The organism is Devosia sp. ZB163, assembly GCF_028613635.1.
Lineage (GTDB): Bacteria > Pseudomonadota > Alphaproteobacteria > Rhizobiales > Devosiaceae > Devosia_A.
In genome coordinates, this window is sequence record NZ_JAQRMY010000001.1 from 1,026,373 (window position 1) to 1,048,796 (window position 22,424).

28 protein-coding genes are annotated in these 22,424 nt (G+C 66.7%); 9 read left to right on the forward strand and 19 right to left on the reverse strand.

Annotation, left to right across the window (positions count from 1 at the left end; genetic code table 11):
- Nucleotides 1-44 precede the first annotated feature (44 nt).
- Nucleotides 45-1,376, reverse strand: a complete 1,332-nt coding sequence (locus PRN20_RS05250; protein WP_273956019.1) for an aspartate aminotransferase family protein — start codon at nt 1,374-1,376, stop codon at nt 45-47.
- Nucleotides 1,377-1,508: 132 nt separating this feature from the next.
- Here PRN20_RS05250 and PRN20_RS05255 point away from each other — a divergent pair, with 132 nt between their 5' ends.
- Entirely contained in the window at nt 1,509-2,177 is a 669-nt protein-coding gene (locus tag PRN20_RS05255; protein WP_273956021.1) for a TetR family transcriptional regulator C-terminal domain-containing protein, read from the forward strand.
- A 62-nt stretch (nt 2,178-2,239) separates the two neighbouring features.
- Nucleotides 2,240-3,247, forward strand: coding sequence for an ATP-grasp fold amidoligase family protein (locus tag PRN20_RS05260; protein ID WP_273956022.1), 1,008 nt, complete (start codon nt 2,240-2,242; stop codon nt 3,245-3,247).
- On the opposite strand, the gene PRN20_RS05265 is transcribed toward PRN20_RS05260, so the two are convergent.
- From PRN20_RS05265 to PRN20_RS05275, 3 genes are all read right to left on the reverse strand, one after another.
- Nucleotides 3,233-4,156, reverse strand: coding sequence for a DMT family transporter (locus PRN20_RS05265; RefSeq protein WP_273956023.1), 924 nt, complete (start codon nt 4,154-4,156; stop codon nt 3,233-3,235). The genes PRN20_RS05260 and PRN20_RS05265 overlap by 15 nt on opposite strands.
- Nucleotides 4,156-4,524, reverse strand: coding sequence for a DoxX family protein (locus PRN20_RS05270; RefSeq protein ID WP_273956024.1), 369 nt, complete (start codon nt 4,522-4,524; stop codon nt 4,156-4,158). The genes PRN20_RS05265 and PRN20_RS05270 overlap by 1 nt, the downstream gene beginning before the upstream one ends.
- Before the next feature lie 169 nt (nt 4,525-4,693).
- Nucleotides 4,694-5,596, reverse strand: coding sequence for a GGDEF domain-containing protein (locus tag PRN20_RS05275; RefSeq protein ID WP_273956025.1), 903 nt, complete (start codon nt 5,594-5,596; stop codon nt 4,694-4,696).
- A 219-nt stretch (nt 5,597-5,815) separates the two neighbouring features.
- On the opposite strand from PRN20_RS05275, the gene PRN20_RS05280 reads away from it, so the two are divergent.
- A complete protein-coding gene (locus tag PRN20_RS05280) occupies nt 5,816-6,022 on the forward strand; it encodes a TOBE domain-containing protein (RefSeq protein WP_273956026.1) in 207 nt (68 codons plus the stop codon).
- 13 nt (nt 6,023-6,035) lie between these two features.
- Here PRN20_RS05280 and preA read toward each other — a convergent pair whose 3' ends face one another.
- Together preA and PRN20_RS05290 are read right to left on the reverse strand one after the other, a co-directional pair.
- Nucleotides 6,036-7,361, reverse strand: a complete 1,326-nt coding sequence (gene preA, locus PRN20_RS05285) for an NAD-dependent dihydropyrimidine dehydrogenase subunit PreA (RefSeq protein ID WP_273956027.1) — start codon at nt 7,359-7,361, stop codon at nt 6,036-6,038.
- A gap of 13 nt (nt 7,362-7,374) precedes the next feature.
- A complete protein-coding gene (locus PRN20_RS05290; protein WP_273956029.1) occupies nt 7,375-8,724 on the reverse strand; it encodes an NAD(P)-dependent oxidoreductase in 1,350 nt (449 codons plus the stop codon).
- A 471-nt stretch (nt 8,725-9,195) separates the two neighbouring features.
- Between PRN20_RS05290 and PRN20_RS05295 the strand changes: the two genes are divergently transcribed.
- Nucleotides 9,196-9,549 carry a septal ring lytic transglycosylase RlpA family protein gene (locus PRN20_RS05295; RefSeq protein WP_273956030.1) on the forward strand — a complete coding sequence of 118 codons (354 nt, stop codon included), beginning with the start codon at nt 9,196-9,198 and terminating at the stop codon, nt 9,547-9,549.
- Nucleotides 9,550-9,730: 181 nt separating this feature from the next.
- On the opposite strand, the gene PRN20_RS05300 is transcribed toward PRN20_RS05295, so the two are convergent.
- From PRN20_RS05300 to PRN20_RS05325, 6 genes are all read right to left on the reverse strand, one after another.
- Nucleotides 9,731-9,874, reverse strand: coding sequence for a hypothetical protein (locus tag PRN20_RS05300; RefSeq protein ID WP_273956031.1), 144 nt, complete (start codon nt 9,872-9,874; stop codon nt 9,731-9,733).
- Entirely contained in the window at nt 9,861-10,010 is a 150-nt protein-coding gene (locus PRN20_RS05305; RefSeq protein ID WP_273956032.1) for a hypothetical protein, read from the reverse strand. Before PRN20_RS05305 ends, PRN20_RS05300 begins: the two co-directional genes overlap by 14 nt.
- Before the next feature lie 57 nt (nt 10,011-10,067).
- Nucleotides 10,068-10,622, reverse strand: a complete 555-nt coding sequence (gene phnN, locus PRN20_RS05310; RefSeq protein ID WP_273956033.1) for a phosphonate metabolism protein/1,5-bisphosphokinase (PRPP-forming) PhnN — start codon at nt 10,620-10,622, stop codon at nt 10,068-10,070.
- Nucleotides 10,622-11,758: an alpha-D-ribose 1-methylphosphonate 5-triphosphate diphosphatase gene (locus tag PRN20_RS05315; RefSeq protein ID WP_273956034.1), complete on the reverse strand. Its 1,137-nt coding sequence runs from the start codon at nt 11,756-11,758 to the stop codon at nt 10,622-10,624. The genes phnN and PRN20_RS05315 overlap by 1 nt, the downstream gene beginning before the upstream one ends.
- On the reverse strand, nt 11,736-12,458 hold the full coding sequence (locus tag PRN20_RS05320) for a DUF1045 domain-containing protein (protein ID WP_273956036.1): 723 nt from the start codon (nt 12,456-12,458) through the stop codon (nt 11,736-11,738). The genes PRN20_RS05315 and PRN20_RS05320 overlap by 23 nt, the downstream gene beginning before the upstream one ends.
- Before the next feature lie 90 nt (nt 12,459-12,548).
- Nucleotides 12,549-13,028: a hypothetical protein gene (locus PRN20_RS05325; protein ID WP_273956037.1), complete on the reverse strand. Its 480-nt coding sequence runs from the start codon at nt 13,026-13,028 to the stop codon at nt 12,549-12,551.
- Between the two features lie 298 nt (nt 13,029-13,326).
- Here PRN20_RS05325 and PRN20_RS05330 point away from each other — a divergent pair, with 298 nt between their 5' ends.
- Nucleotides 13,327-14,583: a glycerate kinase type-2 family protein gene (locus tag PRN20_RS05330; protein WP_273956039.1), complete on the forward strand. Its 1,257-nt coding sequence runs from the start codon at nt 13,327-13,329 to the stop codon at nt 14,581-14,583.
- Between the two features lie 27 nt (nt 14,584-14,610).
- Here the strand turns inward: PRN20_RS05330 and PRN20_RS05335 are convergent, their stop codons facing one another.
- Complete coding sequence (locus PRN20_RS05335; RefSeq protein WP_273956040.1) at nt 14,611-14,811, reverse strand: hypothetical protein; 201 nt, start codon at nt 14,809-14,811, stop codon at nt 14,611-14,613.
- A gap of 125 nt (nt 14,812-14,936) precedes the next feature.
- Here PRN20_RS05335 and PRN20_RS05340 point away from each other — a divergent pair, with 125 nt between their 5' ends.
- The 3 genes from PRN20_RS05340 to PRN20_RS05350 all read left to right on the forward strand — a co-directional run bounded on the left by PRN20_RS05340 (nt 14,937) and on the right by PRN20_RS05350 (nt 17,336).
- Complete coding sequence (locus PRN20_RS05340; RefSeq protein WP_273956042.1) at nt 14,937-15,875, forward strand: Gfo/Idh/MocA family protein; 939 nt, start codon at nt 14,937-14,939, stop codon at nt 15,873-15,875.
- Nucleotides 15,876-15,982: 107 nt separating this feature from the next.
- The gene (locus PRN20_RS05345) at nt 15,983-16,480 is read left to right on the forward strand and encodes a 2,4'-dihydroxyacetophenone dioxygenase family protein (protein ID WP_273956043.1); all 498 of its coding nucleotides are present in this window, start codon (nt 15,983-15,985) and stop codon (nt 16,478-16,480) included.
- 127 nt (nt 16,481-16,607) lie between these two features.
- Complete coding sequence (locus PRN20_RS05350) at nt 16,608-17,336, forward strand: SDR family NAD(P)-dependent oxidoreductase (RefSeq protein ID WP_273956044.1); 729 nt, start codon at nt 16,608-16,610, stop codon at nt 17,334-17,336.
- Here the strand turns inward: PRN20_RS05350 and PRN20_RS05355 are convergent.
- From PRN20_RS05355 to PRN20_RS05380, 5 genes are all read right to left on the reverse strand, one after another.
- On the reverse strand, nt 17,329-17,796 hold the full coding sequence (locus tag PRN20_RS05355; RefSeq protein WP_273956045.1) for an anthrone oxygenase family protein: 468 nt from the start codon (nt 17,794-17,796) through the stop codon (nt 17,329-17,331). The genes PRN20_RS05350 and PRN20_RS05355 overlap by 8 nt on opposite strands.
- 292 nt (nt 17,797-18,088) lie before the next feature.
- Nucleotides 18,089-18,622 (reverse strand): hypothetical protein, encoded by a 534-nt coding sequence (locus tag PRN20_RS05365; protein ID WP_273956046.1) that lies wholly within the window; start codon nt 18,620-18,622, stop codon nt 18,089-18,091.
- Nucleotides 18,619-19,566: an aldo/keto reductase gene (locus tag PRN20_RS05370; protein WP_273956048.1), complete on the reverse strand. Its 948-nt coding sequence runs from the start codon at nt 19,564-19,566 to the stop codon at nt 18,619-18,621. Before PRN20_RS05370 ends, PRN20_RS05365 begins: the two co-directional genes overlap by 4 nt.
- Nucleotides 19,567-19,643: 77 nt before the next feature.
- Complete coding sequence (locus tag PRN20_RS05375) at nt 19,644-20,210, reverse strand: hypothetical protein (protein ID WP_273956049.1); 567 nt, start codon at nt 20,208-20,210, stop codon at nt 19,644-19,646.
- 131 nt (nt 20,211-20,341) lie between these two features.
- On the reverse strand, nt 20,342-21,175 hold the full coding sequence (locus tag PRN20_RS05380; RefSeq protein ID WP_273956050.1) for an alpha/beta hydrolase: 834 nt from the start codon (nt 21,173-21,175) through the stop codon (nt 20,342-20,344).
- 162 nt (nt 21,176-21,337) lie between these two features.
- Here PRN20_RS05380 and PRN20_RS05385 point away from each other — a divergent pair, with 162 nt between their 5' ends.
- Nucleotides 21,338-21,790 carry a MarR family winged helix-turn-helix transcriptional regulator gene (locus PRN20_RS05385; RefSeq protein WP_273956051.1) on the forward strand — a complete coding sequence of 151 codons (453 nt, stop codon included), beginning with the start codon at nt 21,338-21,340 and terminating at the stop codon, nt 21,788-21,790.
- Between the two features lie 67 nt (nt 21,791-21,857).
- On the opposite strand, the gene fabA is transcribed toward PRN20_RS05385, so the two are convergent.
- Nucleotides 21,858-22,397 carry a bifunctional 3-hydroxydecanoyl-ACP dehydratase/trans-2-decenoyl-ACP isomerase gene (fabA, locus tag PRN20_RS05390; protein WP_273956053.1) on the reverse strand — a complete coding sequence of 180 codons (540 nt, stop codon included), beginning with the start codon at nt 22,395-22,397 and terminating at the stop codon, nt 21,858-21,860.
- Nucleotides 22,398-22,424 lie beyond the last annotated feature (27 nt).

Here is a 22,424-nt window from a genome sequence, read left to right on the forward strand (position 1 = left end):
GAACGTTCATTCTATTCGCGTCGATATAGAACATGCGTTCCATTCTACTCAAGCGTCTTCAGGATGCCCCCGAGTGTGCCGATGAGTTCGTCGATCTGCGCCTTGGAGATGATCAGCGGCGGGCTCATGGCGATGATGTCGCCGGTGGTGCGGATCAGGATGCCGGTCTCGAACGCCTTCACGAACGCCGAGAAGGCGCGCTTGGTCGGCTGCCCGGCGATCGGCTCAAGCTCGATCGCACCGATCAGCCCCAGGTTGCGGATGTCGATGACGTGCGGCAGCCCCTTGAGGGAATGGAGCGCATCGGCCCAGTAGGGCGCCAGTTCCGCGCCGCGGGTCAGCAGCCCCTCGTCCTTGTAGGTCTCGAGTGTCGCAAGGCCCGCCGCCGAGGCGATCGGATTCCCCGAATAGGTGTAGCCGTGCATGAACTCGATGACGTGCTCGGGCCCCTGCATGAAGGCGTCGTGGATTTCCGAGCTGACCAGCACCGCGCCCATCGGGATCACGCCGTTGGTGAGCCCCTTGGCGGTGACCATGATATCCGGCGTCACGCCGAAATAGTCCGCCGCAAACGGCGTGCCGAGGCGGCCGAAGCCGGTGATCACTTCGTCGAAGATCAAGAGGATGCCGTGCTTCTTGGTGATCTCGCGCAGCTTCTGCAGGTACCCCTTGGGCGGGATCAGCACGCCGGTCGACCCGGCCACCGGCTCGACGATGACGGCCGCGATGGTCGAGGCGTCATGCAGCGTCACGATGCGTTCCAGCTCCGACGCCAGGTCCTCGCCGCCCGTCTCGCGCTCGCCGCGGGTGAACTGGTTCTTGCCCGGCGTATGGGTGTGCGGCATGTGGTCGACGCCGGTGAGGAGCGTGCCGAACATCTTGCGGTTGGTGACGATGCCGCCCACCGAGATGCCGCCGAAATTCACCCCGTGATAGCCGCGCTCGCGGCCGATCAGCCGGAACCTGCCCGCGTCGCCTTTGACCTTGTGATAGGCCAGCGCCACCTTCAGCGCGGTCTCGACCGATTCCGAGCCCGAATTGGTGTAGAGCACATGGTTGAGCCCCTCGGGCGCGATCGATACCAGCGCATTGGCCAGTTCGAACGCCTTGGGATGGCCCATCTGGAATGCCGGCGCGTAGTCGAGTTCCGCTGCCTGCTCCTGGATCGCCTCGACGATCTTGGGCCGGCAGTGCCCCGCGTTCACGCACCACAGGCCCGCCGTGCCGTCGAGCACCTGGCGTCCGTCGGAAGTCGTATAGTGCATGTCCTTGGCGCCGACGAACATGCGGGGCGCCTTCTTGAACTGCCGGTTGGCGGTGAAAGGCATCCAGAACGCGCTGAGGTCGTTCGGCGTGACATTGCGGCGGTCGGACACCTGGGGCTCCCTGCAGTATTTGTTGATCTATCTGGTCAAGTTTATTTGGCGCTTGACCTTTGGATGTGTTATCCAGAAATTTGACCAGTTGGAAAAAACGCTATCACTTCCATGCCGCCGATCAAGGTGAAAATGCTGGAGACGGAAGGCGGCGCGGGGGCCACGAAAGCGGCCCGTACCAAGCGGCCGCGGCCGCAGACTCGCATCCAGCGCGAGAAGCAGGAAGTGATCCTGGAAGCGGCGCTCGACGTGTTCAGCCGCGAGGGCTTCCGCGGCGCGACGATCGACCAGATCGCCGAGGCGGCGGGCATGAGCAAGCCCAACCTGCTCTACTATTTCCCGCGCAAGGAAGAGATCTACAAGCGGCTGATGACCGAGATGCTCGACATCTGGCTCGCCCCGCTGCGCGAAATCGATTCGGTCGGCGACCCGGTCTCCGAACTGCGCTCCTACATCCGTCGCAAGATCGAGATGAGCCGGGACTATCCCCGCCAGAGCCGCCTCTTCGCCAACGAGATGCTGCAGGGCGGTCCGCGCGTCGTCGATGTGCTCGAAACCGACCTCAAGACGCTGGTCGACGACAAGGCGCAGATCATGCTGGGCTGGATGGAGACGGGAAAGATCGTCCGCACCGACCCCTACCACCTGATCTTCTCGATCTGGGCCACTACCCAGCACTATGCCGATTTCGACGTGCAGGTCCGCGCCGTGCTCGGCAAGGATCGCGGCGGCGAGGGCCGCTTCGAGGACGCGGCGCGCTTCCTCGAGAACCTCTTCCTCTACGGGCTGCTGCCCAAATAGCCGACCCAACTAGCCGAAAGTTCGAGCCCCTGGTCGCTTGACCTGCCGCACCGACGCAGGCCATGTCCGCGCTCGCCCGCATTGTTTCGCGGGAATCAGCAGCAGACGTGACCAGCATTATCGACGAACTGATCCTGCGCGCGGCCAACGCCTGGATCTTCATTACACGTGGACGTTTGCGGCGGCGTTGCATCCGGCATTTCGGACGCTTCCCCGACATCGCACGCCCATGCGGGCACGATGCACTGATGCAATGGCGCAAGGTGTTCGACCACAACCCCCTGTTCGTCACCTTCTGCGACAAGCTCGAGACACGCGAATGGGTGCGCCGACGCATGCCCGAGCTGAAATGCGCCGAGCTGGTCTGGGTTGGGACCAGCGTCGACGACCTCCCTCTCGATCTGCTGACGGCGGACGTGGTGCTCAAGGCCGCCAGCGGGTCAGGGTGGAACTACTTTCCTGGCCGCCAGCATTGGGATGTCGCAACCGTCCGCGACCGTTGCGCCCGCTGGCTGCAGCGTCCCCGCCGGCGGGACGAGTGGGCCTACGGCCAGTTGCCCGCGCGCATCCTCATCGAACGGCTCAACGGCACGGTAGACGAACTCGTCGATCTGAATCTGCGCTGCCACAACGGTCGGGTCGCGTCAGCCTTCATCGGCTACGCCTGGAAGACGGACGATGCCCGCGGGGCCTACGTCTCGGCAGATGGAACGCCCCTCTCCGATGCCGGCCAGGCGATTCTCGAGCAGGTTGGACGGCCCGTCCCGCCAGAGCTGTTTCAGCGGGCCTCGTCCATCGCGGCGCACCTGAGCGCAGGCATCGATCACGTCCGTGTCGATTTTCACCTGCGCGGCGACGAGATTTTCCTCGGAGAACTCACGGTCTACTCTTCCTCCGGCCTGGGCGAGGAGGAAAAGGAGGGCGTGGGCCCCATCATCGAGCGCCAGTGGATCGAGGAGCTTGACGAGTCGTGGTTCCTCTCTACGCCCCAGCCGTGGCCTGTCTCCCTCTACCAGGGGGCCTTCCGCCGCTGGCTCGAGCGCCGACGGGCCGAGCTAGGCGTCTCGTAGCGCCGCCAGCACCACCAGCCCCAGCACGGTCACCAGCGCTCCCGCCGCGACGCTGAGGCTCGCCCAGCCGTGTCCGACGATCCCTTCGAACACGATCACGAAGGCAGGCACGATGTAGCCATAGGCGATGACCTTGGCGGCGGGCAGGTGCGCCGAGGCGAACTGGATGAGGAAGAAGCAGATCGCCGTCGGCCCTATCGCCAGGTAGAGCACCACCCCCCACACCACCGGCGGCAGGCTCAGCCAGTCGGTGGCGAGGATCTCGGGCAGGCCCCAGGCGGTGATCCACGCTGCGCAGGCCGCCATCGTCCAGAAGCTCAGCACCATCGCCGGCTCGCCGCGGTTGAAGCGACGGAGGAGCGGCGTGTAGATCGCATAGGCGATGCAGCCCACGAAATAGATGATCTCGCCCTGGCCGATATCGAAGCTGAGCAGGGCCTCGAGATCGCCGCGGAAAATCACCCAGATCGCCCCGGCGCCCGCGAGCAGCAGGCTCACCAGCACGGCCGGGCCCGAGCGCTGGCCGACGATGAACCACGCCGTCACCGCCGTCATCAGCGGCACCAGCGTGTAGACCGCGCTGGTCGCCACCGGCTGCGTCATGGTCAGCGCGATGAACATGGTGACGAAGTAGATCGCGGTCAGGAACCCATTGACGGCGAAGCGCCAGGGCGCCGCCGGCCAGGCCAGCCGCTGTCGCGCGATGCCGAAGGCGAAGACGCCCATGAACAGGGCCGCGAGGACGAAGCGCAGGGCGTTGAGCGGCGCCGCCTTGATATAGGGCACCGTCATTGCGCCGAAGGTGAAGGAACCGGCGATCAGCGCCGCGAACAGCAGCATCGCCAGATGCGCCACCGTCCGCTGCCGGCCGGCGGCCGCGTCGCCTGCTCCGATCCCGATTTCCGTCATCACAGTCCCGTCGCTACCACCATCAGGAACGCGCCCAACAGGCCCGTATTCATGATCGTCGCCTGCACATGCGGCTTACGTTCGTCGCCGGAATACAGCCAGAACGGATGAAAGAGGATCGTCGCGAACACGATGAACACAACCAGCATCAGCCCGCCGAGCCAGGCCCACGGCCCGACGGCGGTCAGCAGCCCGCCGACGATCTGCAGCCCGACACCCATCGCGGCAGAGACCTGGGGCAGGGGCAGCCGCTTCGCCGCCAGCGCCCCGGCGAGCTTGGGAATCGCCTTGATGTTGCGCAGGCCGAAGACCAGGAAGGCGCCACCCAGCAGCAGCCGGGCGGCGAGATAGACAAGATCAGCAGACACGGAATAGCTCCTCGAGCATGGTGGGCCACACCCTCAAGACGGGCGAAGAGCCTCCGTTTCGACAACGGCGCACAAGATACCGGCAATGCCGCTGATGCCGCGAGTGGTACAATGCCTGCTGCCGAAGTCCAGCCCCCCGCGACGGTGGGGCGGACGGTTTCGGGCAGGGTCAGGCCGCTTCGGCGAAGACGAAGGTCTGGCCCGGGAGCGCCTTGGCGCGATAGAGCGCCGCATCGGCCAGCGACACGAGCGTGGGATCGCCAGATTTGCCGATGGCCACACCAACGCTCGCCGCAGCCGAGAGCTCATGGCTCCCGATCTGGATCGGCTCGGCCAGCGTCGTGCCGATGTCGGCGGCCAGTTCGGCGAGGTCGGACCGGGAGACCGGGCCGGGGCGGATGATCGCGAACTCATCGCCGCCGATGCGCGCGACCAGGTCGTCGTCTTTCGACAGGCGCAGCAGGCGGCTCGCCACCACTTTCAGGAGTTCATCGCCGTTGACGTGCCCGAGCCGGTCGTTGACGCCTTTGAAGTCGTCGAGATCGAGGTAGAGCAGCCCGACCTCCCGGTCGGCATCGCCGCGGGTGAGCCAGTTGTTGAAGGCGAGGCGGTTGCCGAGCCCGGTCAGCGCGTCGCGCTCCGCCGCCTGCGCGGCTTCGCGCCGCCGCCGCTCGAGTTCGCGCGTCATGCCGTAGAGCCGGCGCAGCACGATGACGAGGCCGCCGAGAAAGGCAAAGGACACCGCGATCCGCAGGGGCGCGAGGTGCAGGAACATCTCGCTGCCGATGCGCACCGGCACCCAGGCCAGCACAGTGCCCGCCACACCGGGAACCGCCAGCGAAATCTCTTCGCCGCGCAGTTCCGCCGGATTGGTGAACCGCGCGCCCTGCAGCATGTATTCGTCAGCGAGCCGGGTCGCAGCGCCCGCGCCGCCGCCCGTATGCTCGAGCGCGACAGTCGCCCGCTCGATTTCCTCGCGGATGGCCGCGCGATCGATCGTGTTGACGGCATAGAACGCCGCGGCAATGACGGAGAGGGCGAGGAGCGCGATACCCACAATGCCGGTGGTCATCAGCCGCCGCGGATCGGGAAGCGGCCGATCGCCCTCCGTGAGGACCTTCCGAGCCTTTGCTGGATTGCCACGCGCCGCCATGAACTTCCCCCGAGTCTCGCCAACTCTATCGACCAGAATATTGGCCAATCCTTAGCGCGGGCCCATGGCTAGCGGGCGATGGTTGACGAGGGATTAAGGCTGCCGTCTGCTGACCCGGTCCGAACCGGAGGCCTGAACATGAAGCTCAGCGCGCGCAATCAGATTCGCGGCACCGTCATCGAGGTGATCAAGGGCGCGACCACCTCGCATGTCCGCATCGACATCGGCGCAGCCGTCATCACTGCTTCGATCACCAACGAGGCGGTCGACGATCTCGGCCTCGCTGCCGGCAAGCCGGCGATCGCCGTGATCAAGGCCTCGGACGTGATGGTCGGCGTGGACTAGCCACGCCGCCCTCTCATTCCGCCGGCTCGACCGCCGGATCCTTGCGCATCGGGTTGTTCGGGTGCGTCGTCCAGTTGGCGTAGGTCGGCTCGACCACCTTCTTGGTGCGCTGGTCCAGCATGCCGGGCTCGAGCGCGATCATCTCGATGCAGTCCTCGACCGGGCAGACATTGACGCAGAGGTTGCAGCCCACGCACTCGTCTTCCAGCACCTCGAAGTGGCGCTTGCCGTCCTTCGTCTTGCTGATCGCCTGGTGCGACGTGTCCTCGCACGCGATGTGGCAGCGCCCGCACTTGATGCACAGGTCCTGGTTGATGCGCGCCTTGGTGATGTAGTTGAGGTTGAGGAACTGCCAGTCGGTGACGTTGCGCACGGCGCGGCCGGTAAAGTCGTCCAGGCTCGCGTGCCCCTTCTCGTCCATCCAGTTCGAGAGCCCCGAGATCATCTCCTCGACGATCTTGAAGCCATAGGTCATGGCCGCGGTGCAGACCTGCACGTTGCCCGCGCCCAGCGCCAGGAACTCGGCCGCATCGCGCCAGGTGGTCACCCCGCCGATACCGGAAATCGGCAGCCCCAGCGTCTCGGGGTCGCGCGCGATCTCGCTCACCATCGACAGCGCGATCGGCTTCACCGCCGGCCCGCAATAGCCGCCATGGCTGCCGCGCCCGTCGATCGAGGGCTCGGGCGAGAACGTGTCGAGGTTGACCGCGGTGATCGAGTTGATCGTGTTGATCAGGCTCACCGCGTCGGTGCCGCCGTTCTTGGCGGCGCGCGCCGGCTTCCGGATATCGCTGATGTTCGGCGTCAGCTTGGTGATGACAGGCATGCGCGAGTACTGCTTGCACCAGCGCACGACCATTTCGACATACTCGGGCACCTGGCCCACCGCCGAGCCCATGCCGCGCTCGCTCATGCCGTGCGGGCAGCCGAAGTTGAGCTCGATCCCGTCGGCCTCGGTTTCCTCGACGAGCGGCAGGATGGCCTTCCAGCTCTCCTCGTCGCAGGGCACCATGATCGAGACGACCAGCGCCCGGTCCGGCCAGTTCTTCTTGACCTGCTTGATCTCCTGCAGGTTGAGCTGCAGCTGCCGGTCGGTGATCAGTTCGATATTGTTGAGCCCGAGCAGTCGCCGGTCAGCGCCCCAGATTGCGCCGTAGCGCGGGCCATTGACGTTGACGACCGGCGGGCCTTCCTCGCCCAGCGTCTTCCACACCACGCCGCCCCAGCCCGCCTTGAAGGCGCGCTCGACATTATAGGCCTTGTCGGTCGGCGGCGCCGAAGCCAGCCAGAACGGATTGGGAGACTTGATCCCGACGAAATTGTTGCGGATGTCGGCCATGGCGTGTCCCTCCTCAGTTCCCGCTCAGGTACCGGTGGATGCTCTCGGCCGCGTCGCGCCCCTGTGCGACGGCGGTCACGGTCAGGTCGTCGCCCTTGTCGATGCAGTCACCGCCGGCCCAGATGCCGGGTCGCGATGTCCGGCCCTCGTCGTCGACGGCGATGCGGCCGCCGCGAAGCTCGAGCCCGGCTGCCGTCTCGTCATCGAGCGTCTGGCCGATGGCCTTGAACACCTGGTCGGCCGGCAGCGTCAGCGTGTGGCCCATGCCGACGAGCCGCCCGTCCTTGAGCTGCGTGTATTCGAGCTCGATGCCGGTGACCTTGCCGTTCTCGCTCAGCACCCGCTTGGGCTGGAGCCAGTGACGGATCGTAACGCCCTTGGCAGCCGCCAGTTCCTGCTCGAAGCCCGAGGCGTTCATGTTCTCCTGGCCGCGCCGGTAGCAGATGGTGACGTCCTCGGCGCCCAGCAGCTTGCTCTGCACCGCCGCGTCGATGGCCGTCATGCCGCCGCCGATCACCACGACGCGCCGACCCACGGGGAGCTTCGAGAGATCGTCGCTCTGGCGCAGCTCGGCGATGAAGTCGACCGCGTCGGTCAGCCCGTCGCCGGCCGTCTGTTCGCCCTCGGCCCGCAGCGCATTGACGCCGCCCAGTCCGATCCCGAGGAACACCGCGTCATGCGTACCCATCAGGCCGTCGAGCGTCAGGTCCCCGCCAAGCCGCTGGCCCAGTGAGATCTCGATGCCGCCGATGGCGGTGACATAGTCCACTTCCGCCTGCGCGAAGCCGTCGGGTGTCTTGTAGCTGGCGATGCCATATTCATTGAGCCCGCCTGCCTTGGGCCGCGCGTCATAGATGACGACGTCGTGCCCGTGCATGGAGAGCCGGTGCGCCGCGGCGAGGCCGGCCGGGCCGGCGCCGACGACGGCGACCGTCTTGCCGCTCGAGGGCGCGCGCGTGAAGAACTGCGCGTTCTCCTCCATGGCGATATCGGTGGCGTAGCGCTGGAGCTGGCCGATCTTGACCGGCTTGCCCTCCGCCTCCTCGCGCACGCAGGCCTCTTCGCACAGCTGCTCGGTGGGGCAGACGCGGGCGCACATGCCGCCCAGGATGTTCTGCTCGAAGATCGTCTCGGCCGCGCCCAGCGGATTGTCCGTCGAGATCTCCCGGATGAACAGCGGGATATCGATCGATGTCGGGCACGCGTTCATGCACGGCGCATCGAAACAGAAATAGCATCGGTCGGCTTCGACGAATGCTTCGTGCTTGTCGAGCGGTGGATGCAGGTCCGAAAAATTGCGTGCGTACTGCCCCGGCTCGAGCCGGCCCGCCGAAATGCCGTTCTTGAGCATACCCTCGCTCATCGACAGCTCCCTCTCTCCTTAGAGCCATTCCAGGTTGGACGCTAACGCAGCGCCGAAATTTTATCAATTGGTCAAAAATAGGAAAGTTGTGCCGGCCGGCGAGGTCCCGTTTCGGGGCCAAAAGGACCCGGAGGAGGCTGTTTTCGTCGCTCCGGATACGCCGGAAAGAGGGGATTTCACGCAATATCCGGCCCATTGTGGCCACATTTGCCCCGCGCGCCGGCGTCTGGCGCTGAGGCACGTACCCATCGGGTGAAAGAATGTCGCACCCGCCTATCCCTTATGGAGTCTTGGTTAACGCCGGACAAGTTTCTGGAATGTCGCGGAAAAATCTAACGATCTGGGTAAGGACTACTGATGCATTTACGCAACGGTTGCATTTGCAGGGGCCGTATTCAGATTCGGTTCATATTCTCGCCACACCACCAGAGCCTTCTCCCGCCGTGTTAAACAAGCGTGAGTAGTCCAAGGTTGAATAAGAAGATTGTTGCGGTCGCCGCCCTGGTGGCAGGTCTTGCGTTCTCTGTCACCGGTGCGATGGCTCAATGCGGTGGTGCGTCCTGGTACGGTCCGGGATTCCACGGCAAGAAGACGGCTTCGGGCGAGCAGTTCAACCAGAATGCCATGACTGCGGCCCACAAGAGTCTTCCCCTCGGCAGCGTCGTGAAGGTCACGAACCAGCGTACGGGGAAGTCCATCCAGGTCACGATCAACGATCGTGGTCCCTTCGTTAAGGGCCGTATCATCGACCTCTCCAAGGCGGCCGCCGCCAAGCTCGGCACCGAGCAATCGGGTGTGGGCAGCGTGTGCATCGCCAAGCTCTGACCTTGTCGGAACACGTTCCGGCACAGCTGTCAGGCACAAAGATCAAGGGGCCGCTCCGGGGAAATGGGGCGGCCCCTTTCCGTTTCCGAAAGGTTAACGCCGGACGGCCTCAGAGGTCGTTGGCGGCGTTCAGTTCCTTGGGCGTCAGCCCGTCGCCCTCGGGATCGAGCGGGCTGAGGGGCTAGAGGCCGATCTGCGCCTCGATATCGACCGCCAGCTTGGTGAGGTCGAGATCGGCGACCTTCTCGACCTTCTGGCGGGCAAGCGCATGTTTCAGCGCTTCCTCGATCTGCTGGGCCCGCAGGCTCTCGTCATCCGTTGCCATCGATCTTGATCCCCCCTTCGTCGACGCGGATCTCAAGCGCCGGTCGCTGCGACTCCTGGTAGGCGATGTAAACGCCGAAGCCGACGGCAATGGCGGCAAGCGCCGCGATTACGAGATAGAGCGAACTTCTGGTCATGCCGGACCCTTTGTCTGACGCTGTTCGAAGGAGCAACGCGACACCGGCGGGAAAAGTTCACCCCGCGATGGACTTGAGGGCTCCGACGAACCGGCGCACGCCGGCATCGAGGTCGGTGGAATTGTCGATGACGATGGGGTCGACCCCATCCGGCACCGGCGCACCTTCGCGCGCCAGCCGGGCCGACACTTCCGCGGCTGTCTCTCGCCCGCGGCCGGCAAGCCGCTCCGCCCGGATCTCGGGCCGGGCCGTCACCAGCAGCACGTGACAGGCGGGGTATTTCTCGATCGCCCGCTCGACCACCCGGCGCGAGGTATTCACCACCACGACGCGCCCGGCGACCATGGCGGCATCGATCGCGGCCGGCACGCCGTAGCAGAGCCCGTGCGCCTCCCAGTCGAGGGCATAGGCGCCGCGCTGCTTCTGCCGGTTGAACTCGCTCACATCGACGCTGTCGTGGTCTTCGAGCTCGACCATGGCGGCGCGCGTCACCACCCGGCGCGGGAAGTTGAAGCGCCCGTCGCCGGCCAATGCCGCCTTCGCCGCGCCGATCAGCGTATCCTTGCCGGCGCCCGACGGTCCGACGACGAGGACAAGGGCACCGGTTGCCATCAGCTGACCCGCTTGCCCTGCCGCCACACCGAGCGCACCACCGGCACCGGATCGGTCCGCCGCACCCGCACGAGGTCCGCGCGCTTGCCGACGGCGATCTCGCCGCGATCGTTGAGATGCGCCGCCGCTGCGGGCCGCGCCGTCACCATCCCCACCGATTGCGGTAGGGTGATCGTGTCGGCCACCTCCGGCAGCAGGAACGCCGCGTACATCAGCGAGAACGGCACATAGTCCGAGCTCAGCACGTCGAGCACGCCGGCCTTGGCCAGTTCCGCCGCCGAGATATTGCCGTTGTGCGACTTGCCGCGCACGACGTTCGGCGCGCCCATCAGCACCGCCATGCCGGCCTCGTGGCAGGCGCGCGCGGCTTCCATGGTGGTGGGGAACTCGGCGATCGCCATGCCGTCCCGCACTGCCTCGTCGACATGCTCGACCGTCGCGTCGTCGTGGCTGGCGAAAGCCAGCCCGATCTCGCGGCCGCGCTTCAGGATCGCCGCGCGGTTCTTGTCGGCGTACTTGTCGCGCTCGGCCTGCCGGTCGGCGATGTACTTCGCCATCTCGGCGTCCGACAGGCGCAGCTTCTTCTGGTAATAGGCGATGTAGTGGTCGAGCGTCGTGTACTGCCGCGCGCCCGGCGTGTGGTCCATCAGCGAGGCGAGCCCGACGATCGGGTTGCTGCAATTGTCCTCGAAATGCTGCGCGACGTCCGGCGTCGCCAGCTCGCAGCGGAGGTGGATGTGGTGGTCGGCCCTCAGCCGGTCGTCCGCATCCGCCTCGGCCACCGCCTCGACCATGGCGCGCACGTCGGCAGTGATGTCGCCCACTTCCGGGTCCGAACCGATCCGCACCGCATCGAACACCGTGGTGATGCCGGCGCCGGCGACCTGTGCGTCGTGGCTCTGCAGCGCCGCGATGGCGTTCCAGGTCACCCCCGGCCGCGGCCGGTAATGGTTCTCGAAATGGTCGGTGTGGAGTTCCACGAGGCCCGGGATGACATAGTCGCCCTCGACGTCCTCGCCGGCGCGCACGGCGCCCGTATCGATGGCCGCGATCACCCCGTCGCGGATCAGCACCGAACCGGTCACCACCTCGTCGCCGAGAACGATACGAGCGTTAGCGAGCGCGAATTCGCTCATCGGCGGCCTCCCCAGTGAGAATGAAATCGTCGAGGCGCACGAACGGCGCCCCCGGCTCGGGCTCGTGGAACAGCACGAGCCGGTCGAGCATCAGCTCAGCCCCGGCCAGCGCTCCGAAATGCCTGGCCGCGGCGGCCCGGTAGGGCTCGCGCTCCACTTCCGGCAGCCGGTCGGTCAGCGTCATGTGCAGGCGGAACTGCTCGAACACATAGGGGTAGCCGAAGCGGTCGATGAGCTCGACCTGCCGCTCGGTGAGATGTCCGCCCTTGAGGCGCCGCTCGCGCTCCGCGGCACTGACTGCCGCGCGGAACGGCTCGAACGCCTCGACCACGTCGGCGGCGAAGTCGGTCAGCGCCGCCGTCTGGTCGGCCGGAATGAGGGCAAGGAAGCCGTCGATCAGCGCCAGCGTCACCTGTCCGATCGCGACAGGCTCCATCATGCTGGCAAAGTCGGCGAGGGCGTCCTCCAGCTCGGCCCGGGTCTTGCCCGTGGCGAGCGGCATGGGCTGCTTGATGGTGGCATGGAAGCCATAGCGGCGGGCCGACACCGAGCGCGCCGCCAGGTCCTCGCGCGCAACGCCGCCCACCGGCGTCTCGAAGGTCGCCCCGGTCAGCGGGTCGCGCCCCAGCCATTCGGCCGCCTTGGTCCAGAGTGGATGGTCCGCGGCGGGCGCGTAGTAGATGGCGAAGCGTTCGGGCATGGCGAACCGGTCTGAGGCGGGAACGGCGGCTGACTAGCCTTGTTCGATGTCAGTTTTTTGTCAGTCCGGCAAGCGGGCCTCTTGGCGGTGTCAGATGGTCCGCGCCGTGCAGGACGCGGCGTTGTCCGCCGTGCCGCTCAGCACGTTGTCGGCCACCAGCGTCTCGCCCGCGCCCAGGGGGCCGAGCAGGGCGAAGAAGCCGCGCTGGCCGGGCAACTGCCACTTGATGCGCGTGCCGGGCGGCAGGTCCTCGGCGCCTTCGTTGACGACCACGATCGCTCCCGGCTTGTCGGCGACGGCGCACGACAGCGCGGCCTGCGGGCCGAAATGGCGGGTCTGCAGGGTAGGGCCTTTGTCGAACGGCCATTCCGAAGGGCCGTCGCCCTTGGACGATGGGCCCGCCGCAGGGGTGTCTTCCTGCGCCGGCCCGGTGTCGGAAGGGTTGTCCGTGGACGGCAGCCCGCCCTCGGGTTGCCCCGGAATGATGGGTTCGACTTCGGCGGCATATCCCGCCGGCAGAAGCAGAAGTGTCGCAAGCATCGCGCCCGCGAGGGGACGAAGTCTTTTCATCGTGTTTCCTGGCGTGAGGCCAATCGGTCGCGTCCACGACCGAGCCCGACTATGTCTGTGCATTGTTTGCCCGGCAACTACCCCATCGCGATTGAACCCCGACTGATCCATCCGTTTAGCCACCGTTCAGCCGATCACAGGGTTAACGTTGCGTACCGGTCACAGCTGACCGCTAAGTTGCTTGCCGATATGGGTATTTCCCGCCGTAGCGCAAGCAGCTCGCACCTTGGTGAAGCGCCCGCCCGGCTTGCGCGCCGCATCCGCCCCCGCCAATATGCCTCCAACCGGGGCTGATTTCATGGATCGCGAACTTCTCGAACGGCTCTTCCACCGCGCGGTGGATGCAGCCCAGCCGCAGCACGCCATCGCTGCCAACCTGCCCGATCCGCCCAGCGGCCGCACCATCGTGATCGGCGCCGGCAAGGCCTCGGCCCAGATGGCGCAGGCCTTCGAGAAGGCCTGGCCCCATGCGATCGACAGGGGCCTGGTGGTCACCCGCTACGGCTATGCCGTCCCCTGCGAGCGCATCGAGATCGTCGAGGCCGCCCACCCGGTCCCCGATATCGCCGGCTACCTCGCCGCCCGCCGGCTGATGGAGACCGTCTCGGGCCTCAGCCATGACGATCTGGTCGTGGCGCTGATCTCGGGCGGCGGCTCCGCCCTCCTGCCGCGACCCGCCCCGGGCCTCAGCTTCGAGGACGAGCAGGAGGTCAACCAGATCCTCCTCGCCTCCGGCGCGCCGATTTCGGTCATGAACGTCATCCGCAACGAGCTGAGCGCCATCAAGGGCGGCCGCCTCGCCGCCATGGCCGCCCCGGCGCGGGTGGCGACGCTGATCGTCTCCGACATTCCCGGCGACGATCCCTCGCTCGTCGCCTCCGGCCCCACCGTGCCCATGGCCTCGAGCCGCGCCGAGGCACGGCACCTTGCCGTGCTCCACAAGCTGAAGCTCCCGCAGGCGGCCGAAGACCTGATTGCATCGGAAGAGAACCGCGCGCCCTCGCCGGGCGACCCGCGCTTCGCCCACAACACCGTGCGCATCGTCGCCTCCGCCGCCCTCTCGCTCGACGCCGCCGCCGCCGAGGCGCAAGCAGCCGGCCTCACCCCGCACATCCTCTCCGATGCCATCGAAGGCGAAGCCCGCGACGTGGCGGGCGTGCTTGCGGCCCTCGCCCGTGAGGTCAGGGCGCGCAACCGCCCCTTCACCCGGCCCACCGTCCTGCTGTCGGGCGGCGAAACCACCGTCACCATCCGTGGCACTGGCCGAGGCGGCCGCAACGCCGAGTTCCTCCTCGCCTTCGCCATCGCCATCGACGGCATCGAGGGCATTACCGCGCTCGCCGCCGACACCGACGGCATCGACGGCGCCGGCGACAATGCCGGTGCGATCTGCGATGGCGCCACGGCCTCGCGCCTCCGCGCCGCCGGCATCGACCCGCGTGCCGCACTCGCCAACAACGACGCCTACAACGCCTTCCGCGCCATCGGCGGGCTGTTCGTCACCGGCCCCACCGGCACCAACGTCAACGACTTCCGCGCCATCATCGTCCGGTAGCGACGAGCTTGGATCCCCGTGGAGAGGTCACTCCTCGACCCACGAGTCGAACTCGCCGTCCTTGCGCAGTCGCGCCACCATGAAGCCGCCGCGCTCGCGCGGGCGCACCTCATAGTCGTACTGGCGGCCGTCCATCGCGCGCTGGATGTTTGCCGCGCTCTCGGCGCTCTCGGCCGTGGCGTAAACCTGCGGCACGCTGCCGCCTTCGGAAACGAATGCCCGTGACATGGCGCTTCTCCTCGCCCGCCAGCATACACCCGCCTTAGCCAGCCGGACGAATTTCCTTGGCCGCGCGCTTCCTTTTCCGGCCGACTTCCCGTTAAGTGCCGCCCGATTTCAGGGAGACCCCTCGCATGGCCAAGAAGAAGATCGCCGTCATCGGCATCGGCAAGATCGCTCAGGATCAGCACCTGCCGGTGATCGACAAGAGCCCGGATTTCGAGCTCGCGGCCTGCGTCTCGACCCGCGGCGTCGGCCATCGCGACGTGCCGGTCTTCAAGACCCCGGCCGAACTCTACAAGGCCATGCCCGAGGTCAAGCTCGTCTCCATCTGCACCCCGCCGGGCGTCCGCCACGCCTATGTCCGCGAGGCCATCGATGCCGGCAAGGACGTGCTGCTCGAAAAGCCCCCGACCCCGACCATCACCGAGTTCGAGGACCTCGTCACCTATGGCGAGAAGAAGGGCCGCGTCCTCTACCAGACCTGGCACAGCCGCTATAACGCCGCTGTCGATGCGGCCCAGCTGATCCTCAAGGACGAGGGCGTCGCGTCGGTCCGCATCGACTGGCGCGAGAGCGTCCGCAAGTGGCATCCGGGCCAGGAATGGGTGTGGGAGCCGGGCGGCTTCGGCGTCTGCGATCCGGGCATCAACGCCATGTCGATCTTCACCAAGATCATGCCGTTCCCCGTCTTCGTCGAGAAAGCCACGCTGAAGTTCCCGGCCAACCGGCAGACCCCGGTCGATGTCGAGATCGTCTTCAAGTCGGCCCAGAAGCACCGGCCCAAGCTCAGCGCCGGCTTCAACTGGCTCGAGGAGTCGGGCGAGATCTGGACCGTCGCCATCGAGACGAGGAAGGGCACCCAGCTCAAGCTCGAAAAGGGCGGCACGGTCCTCAAGGTCGACGGCAAGGAAACCGTCGCCAACCCGTCCGAGGAATACGAGGCGATCTACGAGCGCTTCGCCAAGCTGCTGAAGAAGGGGAAGTCCGAGATGGACGGCTCGCCCCTGCGCCTCATCGGCGATGCGTTCCTGCTCGGCGCCCGCGAGAACGTCGAGGAGTTCCACTGGTAGTTCGGCCTGCTCGTCGTCGAGCTCCAGGGGCGCTGAACCAGACATTTGTCCACTGGCGCCCCGACGCCTGGCCGACTATGACTACCATACCAGATTGAGGAGGCACCATGTACGATACCTTCAACGGTTCGACCCACCCGCTTGCGCCCAGGGAAATCGCCATCACCGCGGTCCCCGAGGACGAGCGCGTCTGGGTGCCGCAGGCCGAAGGCGTCTGGTTCCGCCCGCTCTTTCTCAACACGCTGCAGGGCCAGTGGTGCAACCTGCTGCGCGTCCGCCGCGCCGGCATCCTCAGCCGGCACCTCCATCCCCAGCCCGTCCACGGCTATGTCATCAAGGGCCGCTGGCACTATCTCGAGCATGACTGGGTCGCCGAGACCGGCTCCTATGTCTTCGAGCCGCCGGGCGAGATCCACACCCTCACCGTCCCCGAGGACACGCCCGAGATGATCACCTTCTTCAACATCTCCGGCTGCATGGTCTACCTCGACAAGGACAACAAGCAGATCGGCTTCGAGGACGTCTTCACCAAGATCGACATGTGCCGCCGGCACTACACCAAGGTCGGCCTCGGCGCCGACTACGTCGATCAGTTCATACGCTAGCAACTGCCTGACCTCTCCCCTCGGGGAGAGGTGCGCTGTGGCAGGATCGTGCCTCTGCACCACCTCTCCCTCGGGGGAGAGGTCGCCGCGTAGCGGCGGATGAGGGGGCCTCAACGGAGCATCTCATATGAGCACCTGGGCATCCGAATTCTTCACCGGCAAGACCGTCGTCATCACCGGCGGCACCTCGGGCATCGGCCAGGGCATCGGGCAGGCCTTCGCTGATGCGGGCGCCATCGTCCATGTCACCGGCGCCACCCAGGTCGAGGTCGAAGCCGGCGCCCAGGCCGAGCCGCGCTTCCGCTACACCCAGCTCGATGTCCGCAACAGCGAGCAGGTCGCCGAGTACGCCGCCGACTTCGTGAAGGTCGACGTCCTCATCAACTGCGCCGGCGTCAACCTGCGCGCCGCCGAGCACACGGTCGAAGGCTTCGAGACCGTCATCGACATCAACCTCAACGGCTCGATGCGCACCGCCTATGCCTTCCGCGGCAAGCTCTTCGGCGGCGCGGTGCTGAACATCGGCTCGATGTTCTCGTTCTTCGGTGCGCCCCACGCCCCGGCCTATTCCGCCAGCAAGCACGCCGTGGCGGGCCTCACCAAGTCGCTCGCGGCCGCCCTCGCCAAGGAGAACATCCGGGTCAATGCGCTGGCCCCCGGCTGGATCGAGACCGCGATGACCGCAGTTCCCCGCGCCAACGAAACCCGCAACGCCGAACTGATGGCCCGCACCCCGATGGGTCGCTGGGGCACGCCGGCCGATCTCGCGCCGGCCGCACTCTTTCTCTGCTCGCCGCTCGCCGGCTTCATTACCGGCGCGGTCCTCCCCATCGACGGCGGCTACCTCGTCAACTGACGAGCGCCAGCATCAGGAGGACGGTCGCGAGCAGCCCGGCGAGGCCGCGAAGCCGGTTCCAGCGCGTCCATTCGGTGAGGTAGTAGCCCCAGTAGGCGACGCCCTCGGTGCTGAGCTCGTTCACCGATTTCAGCCGCTCGTTCATCGGCACGTTGCGCGACATGGTCACGCCGAGCAGCCCGACGATGTAGAGCAGCGCGCCGGCAGCCGCCCACAGGCTTCCCTTCTCGAGGAACACGCCGACGACGAGGACGAGCCCGAGCAGGGCCGTCCCCATCAGCGTGCCGAGGAACACCGGGTTCAGCACCCTCACGTTGATCGAGCGCATGGCGAGGATGCCGGCGATCGGCGGCTGCAGCTTCAGCGCCGGCATCACGATATTCGAGAAGGCGAAGAACGTGCCCCCCATCGTCGCAGCGCCGAGCGCCACGACGATGGTGAGGATGTCGATCCAGCTCATGCTGCCACTCTCCAGCTTCCCTTCGCCGCCGCAGCCTGAGCAAAGTCCGCGAAATCCCGCGGCGCACGACCGAGCGCGCGCTGAACGCCGTCGCCCAGCGACTCGTTCCCCCCGTCGAGCACCACCCCGAACAGTTCCGCGACCAGCTCGGTCGCGCCGGCAATCGGCGACCGGTCGCTGCCGGTCAGCCGGTCGGTCTGGTGGCAACTCGGGCAACAGTTCCGGGCCCCATCTCCACATCCACGCGGTGCGCGCCGGAAGGGGCGGTGTCATGCAGGGCGACCCGGTCGCCCTAACGTTCGGCGGCGTGTTTCCCGTCCGTGGGACCATCATCCGGACCTGAGGGCACCCGCGGCGCGCAGAAGAACAGCGCCTGGTTGATCGCATGGAGCGATCCCGAAAGCGGAATGCCGTTGGTGGGCAGTTCCGGTCCCGCCTTGGGATCGAGATAGGCCACGCCGCCATTCTTGATCGCCTCGATCACCTCGGTGACGTCCCCGGCAAGCTTGGCGTGGTAGGGCGCGCCGTCCGCCTTCGCGTCCACCTCGAAGCCCGCTTCGCGGTCGATGTCGATGCGCCAGCGGCCCGCATCCCCACCCGGCCGGCTGGTGTGGAGGTGCACGCCGACGGTGTAGTCGTCCTCGCACCGCACCGCGATGCAGGCAAAGCTCTGCGGCGTGGAGTTGTAGGCGCAGCCCAGCGTCGCCCGGTCGCCCTCGCCATCGAACGGCGAATAGTGCCAGCCCTGCTCCTGTGCCGAAGCAGGCAGCGCGAGGGTGGCGAAGGTCACCGCCACCCAGCCGATCCGCGAGCCGCCAGTCCTCACTTGCCTGCTTCCGTGAGCTCCTCGAGGTCTTCCTCGCCGAGCGTCAGCCGCGCGCCGCGCGCGAGGCTCTTTACCTGTTCCACCGAGGTTGCCGAGGCGATCGGCGCCGCGACGCCCGGCTGCGCCGCCACCCAGGCGAGCGCGATCTCGCTCAGCGCCGCCCCCGTCCGCGCCGACACCTTGTCCAGCGCCGCGAGGATGCGGAAGCCCCTGTCGTTGAAATAGTTGTCCACCACGCCCTTGCCGCGCGGGCTCTTGGCCGCATCCGCCGGCACCCGGTACTTGCCGGTGAGGAACCCTCGCGCCAGCCCGAAATAATGGATGCCCGACACCTCTTCGGTCACGCACAGTTCCTGCAGCGCGCCCGAGAACTTCTCGCGCGAGTAGAGGTTGAACTCGTTCTGGATCGTCTCGTAGCGGGCAAAGCCGCGGCGCCTGGAGATTTCCAGCGCTTCGCCGAGCAGCGCCACATCGTGGTTGGACGTGCCGATCGAGCGCACCTTGCCGGCCTTGACCAGCCGGTCATGCGCCTCGAGCGTTTCCTCCTGCGGCGTGTTCGGATCGGGCCAGTGGCTCTGGTAGAGGTCGATATAGTCCGTCTGCAGCCGCTTCAGCGAATGCTCGACCTCCTCGATGATCCACTTGGCGCTGAGGTCGCGATGGCCCTGGCCCATGTCCGAGCCGACCTTGGTGAAGACCAGCACCTTGTCGCGATTGCCCCGCGCCTTGATCCAGCGACCGATGATCTTCTCGCTCTCGCTGTCATTGCCCGGGATCCAGCGCGAATAGGAGTCCGCGGTGTCGATGGCGGTGAAGCCCTCGGCGACATAGGCGTCGAGGATGTCGAACGAGGTCTTTTCGTCGACGGTACCGCCGATGACATTGGTGCCCAGCACCAGCGGGTCGATGAAAAGCTCCGAGCGGCCGAGGCGGCGCTTGGTCATTTGCAGTCTCCAGTAGCGTGCATGAGGAACGTGGGCGGGACGGGGACGCTAGCGCCGCTCCCCTCTATTGCCAAGCGCTATCCGGAATGGCCGGCGCAGGCCGGTATCTCCGCCCCCTGCAGCACGGCGTTGAGCGGCTGGTTGCTGAGCAGCGGCGATAGCCCCGTGGCGCCCGGCAACGCGACCAGCGCCGATACCGTGGTCTTCGCCGGGTTGATTTCGGCCGTGCGGCAGAGGCGCGGGCTCAGCGAGATCGAGAACGCGTTGTTGCCCGGCGGCAGCCCCCGCGCCCAGGCCTGGGCCTCGCGGATCGCCTGCTTGTCGGCGTCCGAGAAGCCGAACAGGTAGTAGTTCCGCTCCCCCGACGGCGGCGGCAGCGTGCCGGCCAGCTCGTCTGCATCGGCCGCGACCAGTTTCGCCTCGATATGCTTTGCGCCGCTCGCGGGCGTGGTGATGTCGAAGCTCAGCGTCGAGGCGCCCTGCGCCGGCTCGAGCTCGGGCGGCAGGTCGAAGGCGAGCAGGAGGCTCGCGACGTCGTCGTTGAGATAGTCGAGGGTCCTCAGCTTCCCCGCCGTGCCGATGGGGATCGAGGAGCACCCGACGAGCGCGGTGACTACCAGGATCGCGGCAACCAGACGGATCACTTGTTCCTCCCTACCCGAAGCGAGCTTCCGATCCCTACCGGATTCCCGCCGCTCGGGAAACGGCGCAGCAAGAAGCCCCGCGGGCAAGTGCCGCGCGGGGCTTGGGGCAGTCTCGGTCATCGGTCAGCCAGTCAGTGGATAGCGGCCGGCTTGGTGACTTCATTGGCCCAGTCGAGGGCGTAGTTGGCGACTTCTTCCCAGCCCTTCTCGCCGGCGAGGAAATGCGAGCGGTCGGGGAACTGGTGGAAGTCGGTCCGGGCCGGCGCCTTCTTCTGGAGATTGTAGACCGCCTTGGCGAGGTACGGCGTCACCGTGCGGTCATGCTCGGCCACCATCACCAGCAGCGGCTGCTTGCGCTCCCTGACCTTGACGCCGGTGCCGATCATCCCGGCGGCCTGGTAGAAGATGTTGGTCGGGGTCGGCACCACATAGGCGTCATAGGCGGCCGTCTGTTCGCCGGCCGGAACCGTGTTGGCGAAGTTCTTGGCAAAGCCGTCGCGGGTGATCGTGTGGGTATGGCCGGGGCCGGCAAAGATGGGCGGCAGGGCGGCGAGCAGCGAAACCGGGCCGGGCAGGGCGCCGGCCACCGGGCCGGGGTCCATCGCGATGGCGGCAACGCCGTAGCCGCGGTCGAGCAGCAGCTGCGTGATCAGCCCGCCCATCGAGTGCCCGATGATCAGCGGCTGCTCGTCGAGGCCATCGATGATCTTGGCGTAGTGGTCGACGATCTTGCCGAAGGTCAGCGTGCCGATCCGCTTGTCGGGGTTGGCGCGGAGCGCGGCAGGGTCGGCGTCGAGGAACGGCCAGGCCGGAGCCAGCGTCTTGTAGCCCGCGGCCTCGAACACCGAGCGGAACTTGTCCCAGCTCGAGGTGTGCATCCAGGCGCCGGTGATGAAGAGAACAGTCTTGGTCGCGGCGGCATTGGCGGCGGCGACCTGGGCGGCGGTCTCAAGGTTGGTGCTCATTTCAATCTCCCGTTGAAAGTGCTCATCGCGTCTCTGCGATGTCGATTAGATCGCATGCGATTGAAATGGTCGCAACGCACGAGGATGCATGGCTGCCATGCATGCATCGCTTGCGATTTAATCGCATACGTCCTATATAGAAGGCACGACTGGAGACGTCAGATGGACAAGAAACAAATCGCCGGGCAGCTCAAGCTGGACGCGCTGCTCTGCTTTTCGGCCTATTCGCTGAGTCACGCATTCAGCCGGTTCTACCGGCCCATGCTGGACAAGCTCGGCCTGACCTACCCGCAGTTCATCGTGATGATGGTGCTGTGGGAACGCGGCAAGATCACGATGAAGAAACTGACCGATCTCGTGATGCTGGAATCGAACACGCTGACCCCGCTCCTCAAGAAGCTCGAGGCCGCCGGCCTCGTCAACCGCACCCGCAACAAGGCCGACGAGCGCGTCCTCGACGTCGAGATCACCGAAGCCGGCCTCAAGCTCAAGGAGGAGGGCCAGCTCGCCGCCGTCGAACTGGCCCTCGCCAGCGGCGAAGACCTCGACGGCGTCATCGAGATGCAGCAGCGCATGTCCAGGATGCGCGACAGCGTCCGCGCGAAGCTTGAGTAGGTAGGCCTGACGTCGGCCGATGCCGACGGCATCCTCGCGGCAAGGGGCGTCGAGCGCCTGTGCGCGCCTACACCTGCTCCTCGCGGCCGCCGATCAGCGTCACCCGCATATCCCTCGCCACATAGACGCAGACGTCATCGGCCCAGACACTGCCGTCCGCCACCCCAACCGGCAGCCTGCCCCGCCGGACCTGCCGCATGCTGACCTCGTAGCGGACGAGCTGCGTCTCCGGTGTGATCTGGCCGCGGAACTTCACCTCGCCGACGCCAGCCGCCCGCCCCTTGCCCGGCAAGCCGGACCAGCCCAGCCAGAACCCGATGATCTGCCACATGGCATCGAGCCCGAGGCACCCGGGCATCACCGGATCGCCCGGGAAATGGCAGGCGAAGAACCAGAGCTCCGGCGTGATCGCCAGCTCCCCGACAACATGACCCTTCCCGTACTCGCCGCCATCGAGGCTGATGGCGGTGATCCGGTCCATCATCAGCATCGGCGGCGCCGGCAGCTGCGCATTCCCGGGACCGAAATAGCCGCCCGCAGCGGACTGGAGCAGGTCGCCCCTCTCATAGGCAGGCTGCGGGCGGTGGAAGTCTAGCGGCGTCGGCATGGCTGGTAGTCCCGTCTGTCAGGGTGA

Bases quoted from the DNA above. Each gene is read 5' to 3' on its own strand.
- PRN20_RS05300 (WP_273956031.1), bottom strand. From the start codon at position 9,874: ATGGCAACGGATGACGAGAGCCTGCGGGCCCAGCAGATCGAGGAAGCG.
- PRN20_RS05335 (WP_273956040.1), bottom strand. From the start codon at position 14,811: ATGTCACGGGCATTCGTTTCCGAAGGCGGCAGCGTGCCGCAGGTTTAC.
- PRN20_RS05265 (WP_273956023.1), bottom strand. From the start codon at position 4,156: ATGACGGAAATCGGGATCGGAGCAGGCGACGCGGCCGCCGGCCGGCAG.
- PRN20_RS05330 (WP_273956039.1), top strand. From the start codon at position 13,327: ATGGATCGCGAACTTCTCGAACGGCTCTTCCACCGCGCGGTGGATGCA.
- PRN20_RS05255 (WP_273956021.1), top strand. From the start codon at position 1,509: ATGCTGGAGACGGAAGGCGGCGCGGGGGCCACGAAAGCGGCCCGTACC.
- PRN20_RS05305 (WP_273956032.1), bottom strand. From the start codon at position 10,010: ATGACCAGAAGTTCGCTCTATCTCGTAATCGCGGCGCTTGCCGCCATT.
- PRN20_RS05385 (WP_273956051.1), top strand. From the start codon at position 21,338: ATGGACAAGAAACAAATCGCCGGGCAGCTCAAGCTGGACGCGCTGCTC.
- PRN20_RS05275 (WP_273956025.1), bottom strand. From the start codon at position 5,596: ATGACCACCGGCATTGTGGGTATCGCGCTCCTCGCCCTCTCCGTCATT.
- PRN20_RS05380 (WP_273956050.1), bottom strand. From the start codon at position 21,175: ATGAGCACCAACCTTGAGACCGCCGCCCAGGTCGCCGCCGCCAATGCC.
- PRN20_RS05345 (WP_273956043.1), top strand. From the start codon at position 15,983: ATGTACGATACCTTCAACGGTTCGACCCACCCGCTTGCGCCCAGGGAA.
- preA (WP_273956027.1), bottom strand. From the start codon at position 7,361: ATGGCCGACATCCGCAACAATTTCGTCGGGATCAAGTCTCCCAATCCG.
- PRN20_RS05315 (WP_273956034.1), bottom strand. From the start codon at position 11,758: ATGAGCGAATTCGCGCTCGCTAACGCTCGTATCGTTCTCGGCGACGAG.
- PRN20_RS05355 (WP_273956045.1), bottom strand. From the start codon at position 17,796: ATGAGCTGGATCGACATCCTCACCATCGTCGTGGCGCTCGGCGCTGCG.
- PRN20_RS05350 (WP_273956044.1), top strand. From the start codon at position 16,608: ATGAGCACCTGGGCATCCGAATTCTTCACCGGCAAGACCGTCGTCATC.
- PRN20_RS05370 (WP_273956048.1), bottom strand. From the start codon at position 19,566: ATGACCAAGCGCCGCCTCGGCCGCTCGGAGCTTTTCATCGACCCGCTG.
- PRN20_RS05320 (WP_273956036.1), bottom strand. From the start codon at position 12,458: ATGCCCGAACGCTTCGCCATCTACTACGCGCCCGCCGCGGACCATCCA.
- phnN (WP_273956033.1), bottom strand. From the start codon at position 10,622: ATGGCAACCGGTGCCCTTGTCCTCGTCGTCGGACCGTCGGGCGCCGGC.
- PRN20_RS05260 (WP_273956022.1), top strand. From the start codon at position 2,240: ATGTCCGCGCTCGCCCGCATTGTTTCGCGGGAATCAGCAGCAGACGTG.
- fabA (WP_273956053.1), bottom strand. From the start codon at position 22,397: ATGCCGACGCCGCTAGACTTCCACCGCCCGCAGCCTGCCTATGAGAGG.
- PRN20_RS05290 (WP_273956029.1), bottom strand. From the start codon at position 8,724: ATGAGCGAGGGTATGCTCAAGAACGGCATTTCGGCGGGCCGGCTCGAG.
- PRN20_RS05340 (WP_273956042.1), top strand. From the start codon at position 14,937: ATGGCCAAGAAGAAGATCGCCGTCATCGGCATCGGCAAGATCGCTCAG.
- PRN20_RS05280 (WP_273956026.1), top strand. From the start codon at position 5,816: ATGAAGCTCAGCGCGCGCAATCAGATTCGCGGCACCGTCATCGAGGTG.
- PRN20_RS05325 (WP_273956037.1), bottom strand. From the start codon at position 13,028: ATGAAAAGACTTCGTCCCCTCGCGGGCGCGATGCTTGCGACACTTCTG.